General features: G+C 51.1%; 12 protein-coding genes, 1 tRNA gene and 2 rRNA genes. 11 read left to right on the forward strand and 4 right to left on the reverse strand.

The features are described from left to right. Positions 1-261: 261 nt before the first annotated feature. The 4 genes from dusB to JGF26_RS18330 all read left to right on the forward strand — a co-directional run bounded on the left by dusB (position 262) and on the right by JGF26_RS18330 (position 4,112). On the forward strand, positions 262-1,227 hold the full coding sequence (gene dusB, locus JGF26_RS18315; protein ID WP_014885445.1) for a tRNA dihydrouridine synthase DusB: 966 nt from the start codon (positions 262-264) through the stop codon (positions 1,225-1,227). A 23-nt stretch (positions 1,228-1,250) separates the two neighbouring features. Beyond that, positions 1,251-1,547, forward strand: a complete 297-nt coding sequence (gene fis, locus JGF26_RS18320) for a DNA-binding transcriptional regulator Fis (protein ID WP_000462905.1) — start codon at positions 1,251-1,253, stop codon at positions 1,545-1,547. A 179-nt stretch (positions 1,548-1,726) separates the two neighbouring features. Next, on the forward strand, positions 1,727-1,891 hold the full coding sequence (locus tag JGF26_RS18325; RefSeq protein WP_028016985.1) for a DUF2556 family protein: 165 nt from the start codon (positions 1,727-1,729) through the stop codon (positions 1,889-1,891). Between the two features lie 139 nt (positions 1,892-2,030). Further along, positions 2,031-4,112, forward strand: a complete 2,082-nt coding sequence (locus JGF26_RS18330) for a bifunctional diguanylate cyclase/phosphodiesterase (protein ID WP_134708496.1) — start codon at positions 2,031-2,033, stop codon at positions 4,110-4,112. Here JGF26_RS18330 and envR read toward each other — a convergent pair. Further along, positions 4,028-4,744 carry an acrEF/envCD operon transcriptional regulator gene (envR, locus tag JGF26_RS18335; RefSeq protein WP_028016983.1) on the reverse strand — a complete coding sequence of 239 codons (717 nt, stop codon included), beginning with the start codon at positions 4,742-4,744 and terminating at the stop codon, positions 4,028-4,030. The genes JGF26_RS18330 and envR overlap by 85 nt on opposite strands. Before the next feature lie 386 nt (positions 4,745-5,130). On the opposite strand from envR, the gene JGF26_RS18340 reads away from it, so the two are divergent. The 7 genes from JGF26_RS18340 to JGF26_RS18370 all read left to right on the forward strand — a co-directional run bounded on the left by JGF26_RS18340 (position 5,131) and on the right by JGF26_RS18370 (position 14,547). Then, positions 5,131-6,270, forward strand: a complete 1,140-nt coding sequence (locus JGF26_RS18340; RefSeq protein ID WP_028016982.1) for an efflux RND transporter periplasmic adaptor subunit — start codon at positions 5,131-5,133, stop codon at positions 6,268-6,270. 11 nt (positions 6,271-6,281) lie between these two features. After that, positions 6,282-9,395, forward strand: coding sequence for an efflux RND transporter permease subunit (locus tag JGF26_RS18345; RefSeq protein WP_028016981.1), 3,114 nt, complete (start codon positions 6,282-6,284; stop codon positions 9,393-9,395). A gap of 302 nt (positions 9,396-9,697) precedes the next feature. Next, positions 9,698-9,919 (forward strand): lipoprotein, encoded by a 222-nt coding sequence (locus JGF26_RS18350; RefSeq protein WP_008502867.1) that lies wholly within the window; start codon positions 9,698-9,700, stop codon positions 9,917-9,919. A gap of 474 nt (positions 9,920-10,393) precedes the next feature. Further along, positions 10,394-11,419, forward strand: coding sequence for an amino acid ABC transporter substrate-binding protein (locus JGF26_RS18355; protein ID WP_047071242.1), 1,026 nt, complete (start codon positions 10,394-10,396; stop codon positions 11,417-11,419). 67 nt (positions 11,420-11,486) lie between these two features. After that, positions 11,487-12,668, forward strand: a complete 1,182-nt coding sequence (locus JGF26_RS18360) for an amino acid ABC transporter permease (RefSeq protein ID WP_134708495.1) — start codon at positions 11,487-11,489, stop codon at positions 12,666-12,668. A gap of 9 nt (positions 12,669-12,677) precedes the next feature. Then, the gene (locus JGF26_RS18365) at positions 12,678-13,781 is read left to right on the forward strand and encodes an amino acid ABC transporter permease (RefSeq protein ID WP_049007524.1); all 1,104 of its coding nucleotides are present in this window, start codon (positions 12,678-12,680) and stop codon (positions 13,779-13,781) included. A gap of 7 nt (positions 13,782-13,788) precedes the next feature. Next, on the forward strand, positions 13,789-14,547 hold the full coding sequence (locus JGF26_RS18370; protein ID WP_028018574.1) for an amino acid ABC transporter ATP-binding protein: 759 nt from the start codon (positions 13,789-13,791) through the stop codon (positions 14,545-14,547). Between the two features lie 106 nt (positions 14,548-14,653). On the opposite strand, the gene rrf (JGF26_RS18375) is transcribed toward JGF26_RS18370, so the two are convergent. The 3 genes from rrf (JGF26_RS18375) to rrf (JGF26_RS18385) all read right to left on the reverse strand — a co-directional run bounded on the left by rrf (JGF26_RS18375) (position 14,654) and on the right by rrf (JGF26_RS18385) (position 15,018). Beyond that, positions 14,654-14,769 (reverse strand): 5S ribosomal RNA (gene rrf / locus JGF26_RS18375). A gap of 43 nt (positions 14,770-14,812) precedes the next feature. Further along, a tRNA-Thr gene (locus tag JGF26_RS18380) sits at positions 14,813-14,888 on the reverse strand. A gap of 14 nt (positions 14,889-14,902) precedes the next feature. Then, a 5S ribosomal RNA gene (rrf, locus tag JGF26_RS18385) occupies positions 14,903-15,018 on the reverse strand. Positions 15,019-15,021: the final 3 nt, after the last annotated feature.

Below are 15,021 nucleotides of genomic sequence, written 5' to 3' on the forward strand. Positions count from 1 at the left end.
TGCTAAAAACAGCAGATTATCCCGCTTCAGCGAGGCATTTATTCAGAAATGATGAGAAGTTACGGGAAATTGTAAGCGTACATAAAACAAGCATTATCGCATAACACAATGATTTACATGGTGAATAATTTTTAACAGAGCGATTGAGCGGCGATTCCTTGATCTACAACAGAGGATTGTTCAAAGTTTGGCCTTTCATCTCGTGCGAAAAATGCGTAATATACGCCGCCTTGCAGTCACAGTATGGTCATTTCTTAACTCATGCGCATCGGACACCACCAGCTTAGAAATCGCCTGATCGCAGCCCCTATGGCAGGTATTACCGACCGGCCGTTCAGGACGCTGTGCTATGAGATGGGAGCCGGTTTAACCGTATCCGAGATGATGTCGTCTAACCCGCAGGTATGGGAAAGCGATAAATCCCGCCTTCGGATGGTGCACATTGATGAACCAGGTATCCGCACCGTGCAAATTGCCGGAAGCGTGCCTGAAGAGATGGCAGATGCCGCGCGTATTAACGTGGAAAGTGGTGCCCAGATTATTGATATCAATATGGGTTGCCCGGCCAAAAAAGTGAATCGCAAGCTTGCAGGTTCAGCCCTTCTGCAATACCCCGACCAGGTGAAATCTATCCTGACGGCGGTTGTCAGCGCAGTGGACGTTCCTGTTACGTTGAAGATTCGCACGGGTTGGTCGCCGGAACACCGTAACTGTGTAGAGATTGCCCAACTGGCCGAAGACTGTGGCATTCAGGCCCTGACCATTCATGGACGCACTCGCGCCTGTTTGTTCAATGGTGAAGCTGAATACGACAGCATTCGGGCAGTTAAGCAGAAAGTTTCCATTCCGATTATCGCGAATGGCGACATAACTGACCCGCTTAAAGCCAGGGCTGTACTCGACTATACGGGAGCTGATGCTCTGATGATAGGACGTGCAGCTCAGGGAAGACCCTGGATCTTCCGGGAAATCCAGCATTATCTGGACACTGGGGAGCTGCTTGCCCCGCTGCCTCTGGCAGAGGTTAAGCGCTTGCTTTGTTCGCATGTTCGGGAACTGCATGACCACTACGGTCAGGCAAAAGGGTACCGAATTGCGCGTAAACACGTCTCCTGGTATCTCCAGGAGCACGCTCCAGATGACCAGTTTCGGCGCACATTCAACGCCATAGAGGATGCCAGCGAACAGCTGGAGGCGTTGGAGGCATACTTCGAAAATCTTGCGTAATGAAATAAAGAGCTGACAGAACTATGTTCGAACAACGCGTAAATTCTGACGTACTGACCGTTTCTACCGTTAACTCTCAGGACCAGGTAACTCAAAAGCCCCTGCGTGACTCGGTTAAACAGGCACTGAAGAACTATTTTGCTCAACTGAACGGTCAGGATGTTAATGACCTGTATGAGCTGGTACTGGCTGAAGTTGAACAGCCACTGTTGGACATGGTGATGCAATACACCCGCGGTAACCAAACCCGCGCTGCGCTGATGATGGGTATCAACCGTGGTACTCTGCGTAAGAAACTGAAAAAATACGGCATGAACTAATTTCGATTAGCGAAATGCATGTTTAAAAAGGCGCTACCTGGCATGGGGATGCGCCTTTTTTATTGCCCGCACCTGTGACCGTCAACGCTTTGTAAACCTTCACTTATCCCGCTTTTAAACCGCGACGTTTCGTGTATATTTCCACCACATTACTGACTCTCTTCTCGCGGAATGACACAATGATTCGTAAATACTGGTGGCTGGTTGTCTTCGCAATCTCTATTTTCATTTTCGATGCACTCCTGATGCAGTGGATTGAACTGATGAGCACCGAAACCGATAAGTGTCGCAATATGAACTCCGTCAATCCGCTGAAATTAGTGAACTGTTCAGAACTCGACTAAGCCTCTTTCCCCGCCAGCTTCCCTGTTATTACCCACTAAAAACAGGGATTTAAATCCCTTTGAGCCATTACCTTCCGATGATAATGTCTCGCCCTTCTCAACCGCTCTGGCGTAACGTCAAACTCGAGTAGAACCGACCATGCTGGTTAGCCAATACAACCATATCCTTGTAGTCCTCTCCTTTGTTGTTGCTATCCTTGCCGCGTATACCGCGCTGAATATGGCCGCGCGCGTTGCCGGGAGCCAGGGTGTCGCAGCCCGTATCTGGCTGGCTGGTGGCGGGATTGCCATGGGTATTGGCGTGTGGGCGATGCATTTCATCGGCATGCTGGCGATGGACCTCTCCATGAGCATGAGTTACAACGCCAATCTGACGGTGTTATCCATGATCATAGCGGTGGGTTCGTCACTGTTTGCGCTGTGGCTCGTCAGCTGCGAGCAATTGCGTTTGCGCCGTCTGTTGCCCGGGGCGTTAGTGATGGGAAGTGGCATCGTGGCCATGCATTACACCGGTATGGCAGCGCTGGAGGTCACACCGGGTATTATCTGGGACAAGCTATGGGTCGCCATTTCGGTCGCCATTGCACTTGCCGCTTCACTCGCGGCATTGTGGCTGACGTTCCGCTTGCGCCAGGAAGCCGCTCAGGTCGTACTGATGCGCATGGGTGCTGCCATCACCATGGGGATTGCCATTGCCGGTATGCACTACGCCGGAATGAAAGCCGCACAGTTTCCAATGTCGACGATGGTGCACCATGACGGCATTAACGGGAGCTGGCTGGCGGTGCTGGTCAGCGTTGTTGCTCTCTCTATTCTTGGGATCAGCCTGCTGGTGTCGATGCTGGATGCCCGCCTTCAGGCACGTACCGCCCTTCTTGCCTCATCACTTGCAGAGGCTAACCGGGAACTCGCGCAGCTGGCGCTGCAAGATACGCTAACGCGTCTGCCCAATCGTGTACTGCTGGAAGACCGACTCGATCAGGCCATCTGCAAAGCCGCTCGTGAAGGCAGCAATTTTGCCTTGATGTTCATGGATCTTGACGGTTTTAAAGCCATCAATGACGCCTACGGCCATGATATCGGTGACAAGCTGCTGGTCGCCGTGACGCAGCGTCTGTTGCTTCCCCTGAAAGGCCAGTTCACCCTTGCACGTATCGGCGGTGATGAGTTTGTTCTGCTGGCAGAAGGAGAAGGTCCGGACGATGCGGCTTCTCTGGCAAACTCACTGGTTCACGCGATAGATAGCCCGTTCAATCTCGATCCCTATGAACTGATGGTGACACTCAGCATTGGTATCGCATTGTATCCTCACGACGGCAAAACCGAGCGTGAGCTGATGTTTAATGCGGATGCAGCGATGTACCACACCAAACATATGGGACGAAATGGCTACCACTTCTTCCAGCCCTCCATGAACACTCTGGCGCAGACCCATCTCCAGTTAATGAACGACCTGTGGATGGCTATTAATCGTGATGAGCTCCGCCTTGTTTATCAGCCAAAATTTCACGCGCCCGCTGGCCCTGTCCTCGGTTTCGAGGCGTTACTGCGCTGGCAACACCCGAAACAAGGATTACTGACGCCAGACCTTTTTCTGCCGCTGGCGGAAAAAACGGGGCTCATCATTCCCATCGGTAACTGGGTAATCAATGAAGCCTGTAGCCAGTTGAGGGAATGGCATCTTCAGGGCCATCAAAGCTGGTCGATGGCCGTAAACCTCTCGACATTGCAGTTTGAACAACCGTCACTGGTAAAAACCGTTCTCGACTGTCTGGCGCACCACAATGTGCCACCGGAAAAGTTGATCCTCGAAGTGACGGAAACCACGGCAATGAGTAACCCGGATGAGAGTGTACGGGTGTTGACGGAGCTGACCGATGCGGGTGTGAAAGCCTCCATTGATGACTTTGGTACCGGATATTCGAGCCTGCTGTATCTCAAGCGTTTACCGGCCTGTGAATTGAAGATCGACAGAGCATTTGTGAAAGAGTTAAGTGGGGAAAGCGGAGATGCAACCATTGTCTCGGCGATTGTGGCTCTCGCAAAAACACTCAACCTGAAAGTCGTGGCTGAAGGTGTAGAAACCGAAGCACAGCAAACCTTTTTGACAGAGCTAGGCTGTAACACCCTTCAGGGTTATCTGTTAGGTAAACCTGTCAGCGCACAGACCATAGAGGCGCTTTGTGCCAGGGGAGAAATGTTACCTGACGCTGAGCAGTAAGCATCATCGGGCGATACTCGGATGACAGGGAGTGTCGCCAGAATGCTATCGACCAGTGCCGGAGCCTGCTGATATAGATTAAAACTGTCGTTATTCATTAACCAGTTTTTAATTATTCCGCTAAAAAAACCGTGAAATACAATCAAAGTAAGATCAACATTTACCTGTGCCGAAATGCTTTTTCGCGCAATACATGCCTCCAGCGTGGCACGTAAATAGTCATAATTGAATCCAATGCGCTTTCTGATTTCACTCTCTTGAGTCATATCATTGCTGAATTCACACTTATGATACAAAATTTGTAAAAGTGCACATTGTCGGGGCTCACGCGCAATATATTGCAATGCAGTAATAAATTGCTCGCGAAGTATTAACAACGGATCATCATTTTCAGAAACAGAAAGTCTGTCGCGAATAATGTCCCGAAGTGGTAATTGCTGTTCCCAGATGGCATTAAATATTTCTGATTTACTGGTAAAGTGCCAGTAGATCGCACCGCGCGTAACCTTAGCAGCATCAGCGATATCCGTCAGCGTCGTGTTGGCCACGCCACGCATCGCAAACTGTTCAATAGCCGCTTCGATCAGCTGCTGTCGGGTTTGTTGAGCCTCTTCTTTCTTTTTACGCGCCATAGATAACTACTCGTTACTCACAAGATTTGTACGTCATACCGGGTTCAGTTGAAGGAAAGTATTCACCAAAATCAGTTTTAATTTTGCACAAAAAAAGTCAATTAACTTAATTTATAATTAAGGTAAATACATAAGCACAATTAAATTCACCAAATGAATAGCATGAGAAATTAAACCCTATTTATCTGATTAACACGCCAGAAGTATAACGCTGATTACACCGGGTCTGATTCTGATTTTTCCAACATAGTTGGTCATTCGCACTTATAAATTAAAAAACATTAAATACCCTCATTATTATACGCAGCTACATTTTATTTTTATCCCTCTGCCCCAGCTACCGAGCCACGGCAAATATCGGTTAATGGGTATTTAAAGGAACAGTAATGACAAATCATTTCAGACGCTTGCCCTTATCCGGTTTCATTGTCTGTGCGGTACTGCTCACTGGATGCGATGGACAGGAAAATCATCAACAACATCCACAGGCACCTCAGGTCAGCGTCCATATAGTGAAAAGCGCCCCTCTGGCTGTCACCACTGAACTCCCGGGCAGAACAGATGCATTTCGCGTTGCGGAGGTTCGCCCGCAGGTTAGCGGCATAATCCTGCGTCGCAATTTCACGGAAGGGAGCGATGTTAAAGCAGGTGAGTCACTTTACCAGATTGATCCCGCGACCTGGCAGGCAGCCTATGACAACGCCAAAGCCGAACTGTTGAAGTCTCAGGCAGCAGCGAATATCGCGCATCTGACGGTGAAGCGTTATCTCCCGCTGGTTGGCACACAATATGTGAGCAAACAGGAATACGATCAGGCAGTGGCGACGGCTCAACAGGCAGACGCCAGCGTTGCCGCCGCCCAGGCAGGTGTGGAATCTGCACGTATCAATCTTGCCTATACCAAAGTGACGTCACCTGTCGCTGGTCGCATCGGTAAATCCAGCGTAACCGAGGGAGCGCTTGTTACGAGCGGACAGGCCACCGCACTGGCAACAGTCCAGCAGCTTGATCCGATTTATGTCGATGTCACACAGTCCAGCAATGATTTCATGCGACTGAAACAGACCAGCCTGCAGAAAGGCGATGCCACCAGCACTGTTGAGTTGCTGATGGAGAATGGTCAGCCCTATCCGCTGAAAGGCACATTGCAATTCTCTGATGTTACCGTCGACGAAAGTACCGGTTCGATTACTCTGCGTGCCATTTTCCCTAATCCTCAACACCTGCTGTTACCCGGTATGTTTGTTCGCGCCCGTATTGATGAAGGCATACAACCGGATGCCATTCTGGTTCCACAACAAGGTGTGACACGCACACCACAGGGCGACGCTACCGTACTGCTGGTTAACGACAAAAACCAGGTGGAGTCGCGTACTGTTGTTGCGCCTCAGGCGATTGGCGATCGGTGGCTGGTGACAGGAGGTTTAAAAAACGGTGACCGTGTGATTGTCAGCGGTTTACAGAAAGTCAGACCGGGGGCTACCGTCGTCGCCACGCCGGATACCACCACGACACCAGCCGGTTAAGGGACGACGACATGGCTAATTTCTTTATTCAGAGGCCTGTTTTCGCCTGGGTACTTGCCATCATTTTGATGATTGCAGGCGGGCTGGCCATTCTCAAACTTCCCGTCGCACAGTATCCGACCATCGCCCCTCCCGCCGTGGCCATATCCGCAACTTACCCGGGAGCAGATGCTCAAACGGTGCAGGATACCGTGACCCAGGTTATCGAACAGAACATGAACGGTATTGATAACCTGATGTATATGTCCTCCACCAGCGATTCAGCGGGTAACGTCACTATCACCCTGACTTTCCAGTCAGGAACCGATCCGGACATCGCCCAGGTGCAGGTACAAAACAAGCTGCAGCTCGCCATGCCGCTGCTGCCGCAAGAGGTGCAGCAGCAAGGGATTGGCGTGGAGAAATCCAGCAGCAGCTTCCTGCTGGTCGCCGGTTTTGTATCAGACAATAAAAACCTTACGCAGAATGACATCTCCGACTATGTCGCTTCGAACGTCAAAGATGCCATCAGCCGAACGTCTGGTGTCGGTGACGTGCAGCTGTTTGGCGCCCAATATGCGATGCGCATCTGGCTCGACAGCAATGCGATGAACAAATACCAGCTGACGCCGCTGGATATTATCAACCAGTTGAAAACGCAGAACGACCAGATAGCGGCAGGCCAGTTGGGCGGGACGCCATCCATCCCAGGACAGCAGTTGAATGCCTCGATCATCGCACAAACCCGTCTGAAATCACCGGAAGAGTTTGGCCGCGTGACGCTCAAGGTGAACCAGGACGGTTCCATGGTTCACCTGAAGGACGTGGCTCGCATTGAGCTGGGTGGCGAAAACTACAATATGGTGACCAAAATCAACGGGCAGGCGGCAACAGGTCTGGGGATTAAACTGGCAACCGGGGCAAACGCGCTGGATACGGCAGCAGCCATCAAGAGCAAACTGGCGCAGTTGCAACAATTCTTCCCGCAAGGTCTGAAGGTTGTCTACCCGTATGACACCACGCCGTTTGTGAAAATCTCCATCCACGAAGTGGTGAAGACCCTGTTTGAAGCGATCGTTCTCGTCTTCCTGGTCATGTACCTGTTCCTGCAAAACCTGCGGGCGACGCTCATCCCGACTATCGCGGTGCCGGTCGTCCTGCTGGGCACTTTTGCGGTGCTGGCAGCATTCGGCTTCTCAATCAATACCCTCACGATGTTCGGGATGGTGCTGGCGATAGGTCTGCTGGTTGATGACGCTATCGTGGTTGTCGAGAACGTTGAACGTGTCATGGTTGAGGACAAACTGCCGCCAAAAGAGGCAACGCAGAAATCAATGGGGCAGATCCAGGGGGCACTGGTGGGTATAGCCATGGTGCTCTCGGCGGTCTTTATTCCAATGGCCTTTTTTGGTGGCTCGACGGGGGCGATCTATCGCCAGTTCTCACTGACTATCGTTTCGGCGATGGCGCTGTCTGTGCTTGTCGCGCTGATCCTTACGCCAGCGCTGTGTGCAACATTGCTTAAGCCAGTCTCCAGCGGCCACCATGAAAAAAAAGGGGGCTTCTTTGGCTGGTTTAATGCGCGCTTTGATCAGAGCGTGGAACACTACAGCAACAGCGTGAGCGGTATTTTACGTAAGACCGGGCGCTATCTGGTGGTGTACGTCATTATTGTCGGTGGGATGGCGGTGCTCTTCCTGCGTTTACCCACCTCCTTCCTGCCCGAAGAGGATCAGGGGGTGTTTATGACGATGGTTCAACTCCCGGCAGGTGCGACCCAGACGCGGACTCAGCAGGTTCTCGATCAGGTTCAGGACTACTATCTGAACAAAGAGAAGGCAAATGTTGAGTCCGTCTTTACCGTTAACGGCTTTAGCTTCAGCGGCCAGGGTCAGAACTCTGGCATTGCGTTCGTCAGCCTGAAGCCCTGGGAGAAACGCCCGGGGGAGAAAAATGGCGTCGAGGCCATTGTCGGTCGCGCGACGAAAGCCTTCAGTCAGATTAAAGACGGCCTTGTGTTCCCGTTTAACCTACCTGCCATTATTGAGTTAGGTACCGCAACGGGCTTCGACTTTGAGTTGATTGATCAGGCTAACCTGGGGCATACCCAACTGACTCAGGCGCGTAACCAACTGCTCGGCATGGTGAAAGAGCACCCTGACCTGCTGGTGCGCGTGCGTCCTAACGGTCTGGAAGATACCCCTCAGTTCAAACTGGATGTTGACCAGGAGAAAGCCCAGGCGTTAGGTGTCAGCCTTTCTGACGTTAACCAGACGATCTCGACTGCGTTGGGTGGCACCTATGTGAACGACTTTATCGATCATGGTCGCGTTAAAAAGGTTTACGTGCAGGCCGATGCCCGATTCCGTATGTTGCCAGGGGACATTAACAGCCTCTACGTACGCAGCGCGAATGGGGAAATGGTCCCGTTCTCAGCCTTTAGCAACGCTCACTGGGTGTATGGTTCGCCTCGCCTGGAACGCTATAACGGGATGCCTTCCATGGAGATTCTTGGTGAGTCGGCACCGGGTAAAAGTACCGGTGAAGCGATGGCTATGATGGAGAGCCTCGCGGCAAAACTGCCTTCCGGCATCGGCTATGACTGGACGGGAATGTCATACCAGGAGCGGCTTTCCGGTAACCAGGCGCCTGCGCTATACGCCATTTCACTGATCGTGGTGTTCCTGTGTCTGGCAGCCCTGTACGAAAGCTGGTCCATTCCCTTCTCCGTCATGCTGGTAGTGCCGCTGGGTGTCATTGGGGCACTTCTCGCAGCATCATTGCGTGGTCTAAACAATGACGTCTATTTCCAGGTCGGCCTGCTGACGACGATCGGTTTATCGGCGAAAAACGCCATTCTGATCGTCGAATTTGCTAAAGACCTGATGGATAAAGAAGGTAAAGGCCTCATTGAAGCCACGCTGGAAGCCTCAAGAATGCGCCTTCGACCGATTCTGATGACGTCCCTTGCCTTTATTCTGGGTGTCATGCCGCTGGTGATCAGCACCGGGGCCGGGAGCGGCGCGCAAAATGCCGTCGGTACGGGCGTTATGGGAGGTATGCTTTCTGCAACCCTTCTGGCGATTTTCTTCGTGCCGGTCTTCTTTGTGGTTGTCCGGCGAAGATTTACTCGCCATAAGGATTAATGTTTCCCTGAAAGGCACCTCTGGTGCCTTTTTTATTTTTAACGTAAACAATGAATTAGGCATTAAAAAATAACCCTCTAAAAAAACGATTATTTGCATTAAGTAAAAACAGCTTCTTGCAACTCCACAATTCCTCCATTAATTCACCTTGAAAATGACTTTTCTCCACGATTTTTACAAACTACATAATTTGAGATTATTCCTCGTGTAACGAGGGCTTACCCTGGTGGTAAAATAACCTCCAGTTCGTTAATAGCCCTCCTGGCTTTATAGCGGATGAGAAATAATACTGAGGTAACATCATGAAAAGATTCATTTCCGTTGCACTACTCGCTGCGCTGCTTGCTGGTTGCGCGCACGATTCTCCATGTGTACCGGTTTACGACGACCAGGGCCGACTGGTTCATACCAATACCTGTATGAAAGGCACCACCCAGGATAACTGGGAAACAGCAGGCGCTATCGCCGGCGGTGCTGCCGCAGTCGCGGGCTTGACGCTGGGTATTGTTGCCCTGACTAAGTAACATCTGTTCAAAAAGCGCGGCCCAAGCCGCGCCTTTGCTTTTAATTAATGCACTATTTTCAAATAAGTAAAAAAATAGCCCCGTATTTATCCTCGCGATTAATTCAAGCCTGAAGGCAATCACATCTTTTTAGTGAATCCATTTAAATTGCACACCCTATAGTGATGATTTTCACATATTAATAGCATTTAATACCCTGCCAATATTCACCCATGAAACTATCTACTCTTCCAATCCAAATAGCATTGAAACTTTTGCTCCGATTTGTGGCACAGGTTGTAATTTTGCACCGTTTCGGGGCGCTCGTTTTATTTAAGCCTGTCTACACTCAGCATTAAGCGTTCACTCGTCTCTTATTTTGTCGAACGCAAAACTGGCATTACGTTTGCTTTATAAACGTTGGCCAAAGCCACAGACAGGTAAAGCGTTTAAAAACGCCTCTATAACGATAAATTTCGCCACACAGGATGCATTATGAAAAAGACGATGATAGCCAGCCTGGCCGCTGCAGGCATGATGTTTGCCGTAGCCGGTCAAGCCCATGCGGGAACGACACTGGATGCCGTTAAAAAGAAAGGTTTTGTTCAATGTGGTATCAGTGACGGTTTGCCTGGCTTCTCTTATGCCGATGCTAATGGCAAATTTACCGGGATTGATGTGGATGTCTGCCGTGGCGTCGCCGCCGCCGTTTTTGGCGATGACAGCAAAGTAAAATATACCCCGCTGACGGCGAAAGAACGCTTTACGGCGCTGCAGTCCGGCGAGGTCGACATGCTCTCCCGTAATACGACCTGGACCTCTTCCCGTGATGCAGGTATGGGCATGTCATTTACCGGTGTAACCTATTATGACGGCATCGGCTTCCTTACCCACAATAAAGCTGGCCTGAAAAGCGCGAAGGAACTGGATGGTGCCACGGTTTGTATTCAGGCGGGCACCGATACCGAGCTGAACGTCGCGGATTATTTCAAAGCCAATAACATGAAATACACCCCTGTCACATTTGACCGCTCCGATGAATCAGCTAAAGCGCTGGAATCTGGTCGTTGTGACACACTGGCCTCTGACCAGTCACAGCTGTATGCGTTACGTATTAAGCTGAGCAATCCAGCGGAGTGGATTGTCCTGCCGGAAGTGATCTCGAAAGAACCTCTTGGACCGGTTGTCCGCCGTGGCGATGAAGACTGGTTCTCCATCGTTCGCTGGACACTGTTTGCCATGCTGAATGCGGAAGAAATGGGCATCAACTCGAAAAACGTCGATGAGAAAGCGGCTAAACCATCCAACCCGGATATGGCACACCTGCTTGGTACAGAAGGTGATTTCGGCAAGGATCTGAAGCTGGATAACAAGTGGGCCTACAACATCATCAAACAGGTGGGCAACTACTCTGAGATCTTTGAACGCAACGTGGGATCGGAAAGCCCGCTGAAGATCAAACGCGGCCAGAACAATCTCTGGAACAACGGCGGTATTCAGTACGCGCCACCTGTACGTTAAGTCATAGCTGTAACGGGCACTGTTTCGGCAGTGCCCACTCCAGAGTCATGGTTACTGAGGTTTCTTTATGTCCCATCGCCGCTCAGCCGTAAAAGGATCGCTATCCTTTTCTCATCCCGCGGTCCGCGCCTGGCTATTCCAGATTATTGCTATTGTTACGGTTGTTCTCATCGCCGTGTATCTCATCCATAACACCATCACCAACCTGAATAACCGCGGTATTACCTCCGGTTTTGCGTTTTTAGATCGCAGCGCGGGGTTTGGCATTGTTCAGCACCTTATTGATTACCAGGAAGGTGACACGTACGGACGCGTGTTCGTGGTCGGTTTACTGAATACGCTGTTGGTATCGGCGCTTTGTATCGTCTTCGCGTCGATACTGGGCTTCTTTATTGGTCTGGCGCGTCTTTCTGAAAACTGGCTACTGCGGAAGCTTTCAACTGTCTACATCGAGACGTTCCGCAATATCCCCCCGTTGCTGCAGATTTTCTTCTGGTATTTCGCCGTACTGCGTAACCTTCCCGGTCCCCGCCAGGCCGTTGACGCGTTTGATCTGTTTTTCCTGAGTAACCGAGGGTTGTCTATTCCTTCACCTCTACCAGGCGAAGGACTTTACGCTTTCATTGGCGCGATAGTGATAGCGCTTGCCCTTTCTGTTGCAGTATTCCGCTTTAACCGCAAGCATCAGATCAAAACCGGCCAGCTTCGTAAAACCTGGCCAACGGCTGCTGCCTTGGTTATCGGCCTGCCGCTTTTGACACACTGGCTCTTTGGTGCCGCACTACACTGGGATGTTCCACATCTGCGTGGTTTTAACTTTCAGGGCGGGATGGTATTGATCCCTGAACTGGCATCCCTGACGCTGGCACTTTCGATTTATACGTCCGCATTTATCGCTGAGATTATCCGTTCAGGGATCCAGGCCGTACCGCATGGACAACACGAGGCAGCACGCTCTCTGGGGTTGCCCCATACCGTGACGCTTCGCCAGGTCATCATACCTCAGGCATTAAGGGTCATCATTCCGCCCCTGACCAGCCAGTACCTCAACATTGTCAAAAACTCATCGCTGGCCGCTGCCATTGGTTACCCCGATATGGTGTCACTGTTCGCCGGAACCGTGCTTAACCAGACAGGGCAAGCCATTGAAACCATCGCCATCACCATGTCTGTCTATCTGATCATCAGCCTGGTGATTTCATTGCTGATGAACCTCTATAACCGTCGTATAGCACTGGTCGAGCGCTAAGGAACTATGATGACAAAAGCGATACTGTCGCACTCCTCGCGCCCTGCCCACTCGACAGGTGGACGTTTCATTCTCTGGGCGCGTAAGAATCTGTTCTCCAGCTGGAGTAACAGCCTGTTGACGATTGTCTGCCTGTGGCTCATGTGGGAATTGATTCCTCCACTGCTGAACTGGGCGTTTTTACAGGCCAATTGGGTCGGTTCAACCCGTGCAGACTGCACAAAATCCGGTGCCTGCTGGGTGTTTATTCATGAGCGTTTCGGGCAATTCATGTATGGATTGTATCCGCACGAACAGCGCTGGCGGATTAATCTTGCGCTGGTTATTGGCCTGCTCTCAATCGCTATCATGTTCTGGAAAAAGCTGCCTCATCGTGGACGCTATATTGCCGTCTGGGCCGTGGTCTATCCGATTATTGTCTGGGTGCTGTTGTATGGCGGTTTCCTGGGGCTGGAACGCGTTGAAACCCGCCAGTGGGGCGGTCTAACGTTAACGCTAATTATCGCTTCAGTGGGAATAGCCGGTGCTCTGCCGTGGGGGATTTTACTTGCCCTGGGACGGCGTTCAAAAATGCCTGTCGTGCGTGTCCTTTCCGTTATCTTCATTGAGTTCTGGCGCGGTGTACCGCTCATTACCGTTCTGTTTATGTCCTCGGTCATGCTGCCGCTGTTTATGGCTGAAGGTACAACGATCGACAAACTGATCCGTGCCCTGGTCGGGGTAATTCTCTTCCAGTCCGCCTATGTCGCTGAAGTTGTGCGCGGTGGTCTGCAGGCGTTGCCTAAAGGCCAGTACGAAGCAGCGGAATCACTGGCGCTCGGTTACTGGAAAACGCAGGGGCTGGTCATTCTGCCCCAGGCACTCAAGCTGGTTATCCCGGGTCTGGTTAACACGATCATTGCCCTCTTCAAAGATACCAGCCTGGTAATCATTATCGGATTGTTCGATCTCTTTAGCAGCGTGCAGCAGGCCACCGTAGACCCCGTCTGGCTGGGGATGTCCACCGAAGGATATGTCTTTGCTGCCCTAATCTACTGGATCTTTTGTTTTAGCATGTCGCGCTATAGCCAGCATCTGGAAAAGCGCTTTAACACCGGGCGTACACCGCACTGAGGAAATTATGAGCCAAATTACTATGACACCCGCCGACGCGATGATTACGCTGGAAGACGTAAATAAATGGTACGGACAGTTTCATGTCCTGAAAGACATCAACCTGAAGGTTAAACAGGGCGAACGCATCGTACTTTGTGGACCTTCAGGTTCAGGTAAATCCACGACAATTCGCTGTATTAACCATCTGGAAGAACATCAACAGGGACGTATTGTTGTTGATGGTATTGAGCTGAATGAAGATATCCGCAATATCGAACGTGTTCGTCAGGAAGTAGGAATGGTGTTTCAACACTTTAATTTGTTCCCACATCTGACCGTCCTGCAGAACTGCACGCTGGCACCAATCTGGGTTCAAAAGTTGCCCAAAAAGGAGGCCGAAGCACTGGCGATGCACTATCTGGAACGCGTCCGCATTGCAGAGCATGCCAATAAATTTCCTGGTCAGATATCGGGTGGCCAACAGCAGCGTGTGGCTATCGCCCGCTCGCTGTGTATGAAGCCTAAAATCATGCTGTTTGATGAGCCTACCTCAGCACTGGATCCTGAAATGGTGAAGGAAGTCCTGGATACTATGATTGGGCTGGCACAATCCGGGATGACCATGTTGTGCGTGACACATGAAATGGGATTTGCCAGAACCGTAGCAGATCGGGTGATCTTCATGGATCGTGGCGAGATTGTCGAGCAGGCACCACCAGATGAGTTCTTTGCTCATCCGAAGTCAGAACGCACCCGGACCTTCTTGTCACAGGTGATTCATTAGTCGTTTTCTCTGCCGGGTGGTGGCTTCGCCTTACCCGGCCTACCGTTTTTTCTGCACATAAACGCAAAAAGGCCATCCTTTCGGATGGCCTTTTCACTTGTTTGATGTCTGGCAGTTCCCTACTCTCACATGGGGAGACCCCACACTACCATCGGCGCTACGGCGTTTCACTTCTGAGTTCGGCATGGGGTCAGGTGGGACCACCGCGCTAAAGCCGCCAGACAAATTCTTTTACTTCTTGCCGAACTTTAACCTAAGTATAAAGTGGTGCTGATACCCAGAGTCGAACTGGGGACCTCACCCTTACCAAGGGTGCGCTCTACCAACTGAGCCATATCAGCACGCTAAATTTGATGCCTGGCAGTTCCCTACTCTCACATGGGGAGACCCCACACTACCATCGGCGCTACGGCGTTTCACTTCTGAGTTCGGCATGGGGTCAGGTGGGACCACCGCGCTAAAGCCGCCAGGCAA

This window comes from Enterobacter sp. E1 (assembly GCF_016809815.1).
GTDB classification, from domain to species: Bacteria; Pseudomonadota; Gammaproteobacteria; order Enterobacterales; family Enterobacteriaceae; genus Enterobacter; species Enterobacter adelaidei.

Coding starts and splice junctions, on each gene's coding strand:
- JGF26_RS18340 (WP_028016982.1), top strand. CDS start 5,131: ATGACAAATCATTTCAGACGCTTGCCCTTATCCGGTTTCATTGTCTGT.
- JGF26_RS18370 (WP_028018574.1), top strand. CDS start 13,789: ATGAGCCAAATTACTATGACACCCGCCGACGCGATGATTACGCTGGAA.
- JGF26_RS18345 (WP_028016981.1), top strand. CDS start 6,282: ATGGCTAATTTCTTTATTCAGAGGCCTGTTTTCGCCTGGGTACTTGCC.
- dusB (WP_014885445.1), top strand. CDS start 262: ATGCGCATCGGACACCACCAGCTTAGAAATCGCCTGATCGCAGCCCCT.
- JGF26_RS18360 (WP_134708495.1), top strand. CDS start 11,487: ATGTCCCATCGCCGCTCAGCCGTAAAAGGATCGCTATCCTTTTCTCAT.
- fis (WP_000462905.1), top strand. CDS start 1,251: ATGTTCGAACAACGCGTAAATTCTGACGTACTGACCGTTTCTACCGTT.
- JGF26_RS18355 (WP_047071242.1), top strand. CDS start 10,394: ATGAAAAAGACGATGATAGCCAGCCTGGCCGCTGCAGGCATGATGTTT.
- JGF26_RS18365 (WP_049007524.1), top strand. CDS start 12,678: ATGACAAAAGCGATACTGTCGCACTCCTCGCGCCCTGCCCACTCGACA.
- JGF26_RS18325 (WP_028016985.1), top strand. CDS start 1,727: ATGATTCGTAAATACTGGTGGCTGGTTGTCTTCGCAATCTCTATTTTC.
- JGF26_RS18330 (WP_134708496.1), top strand. CDS start 2,031: ATGCTGGTTAGCCAATACAACCATATCCTTGTAGTCCTCTCCTTTGTT.
- JGF26_RS18350 (WP_008502867.1), top strand. CDS start 9,698: ATGAAAAGATTCATTTCCGTTGCACTACTCGCTGCGCTGCTTGCTGGT.
- envR (WP_028016983.1), bottom strand. CDS start 4,744: ATGGCGCGTAAAAAGAAAGAAGAGGCTCAACAAACCCGACAGCAGCTG.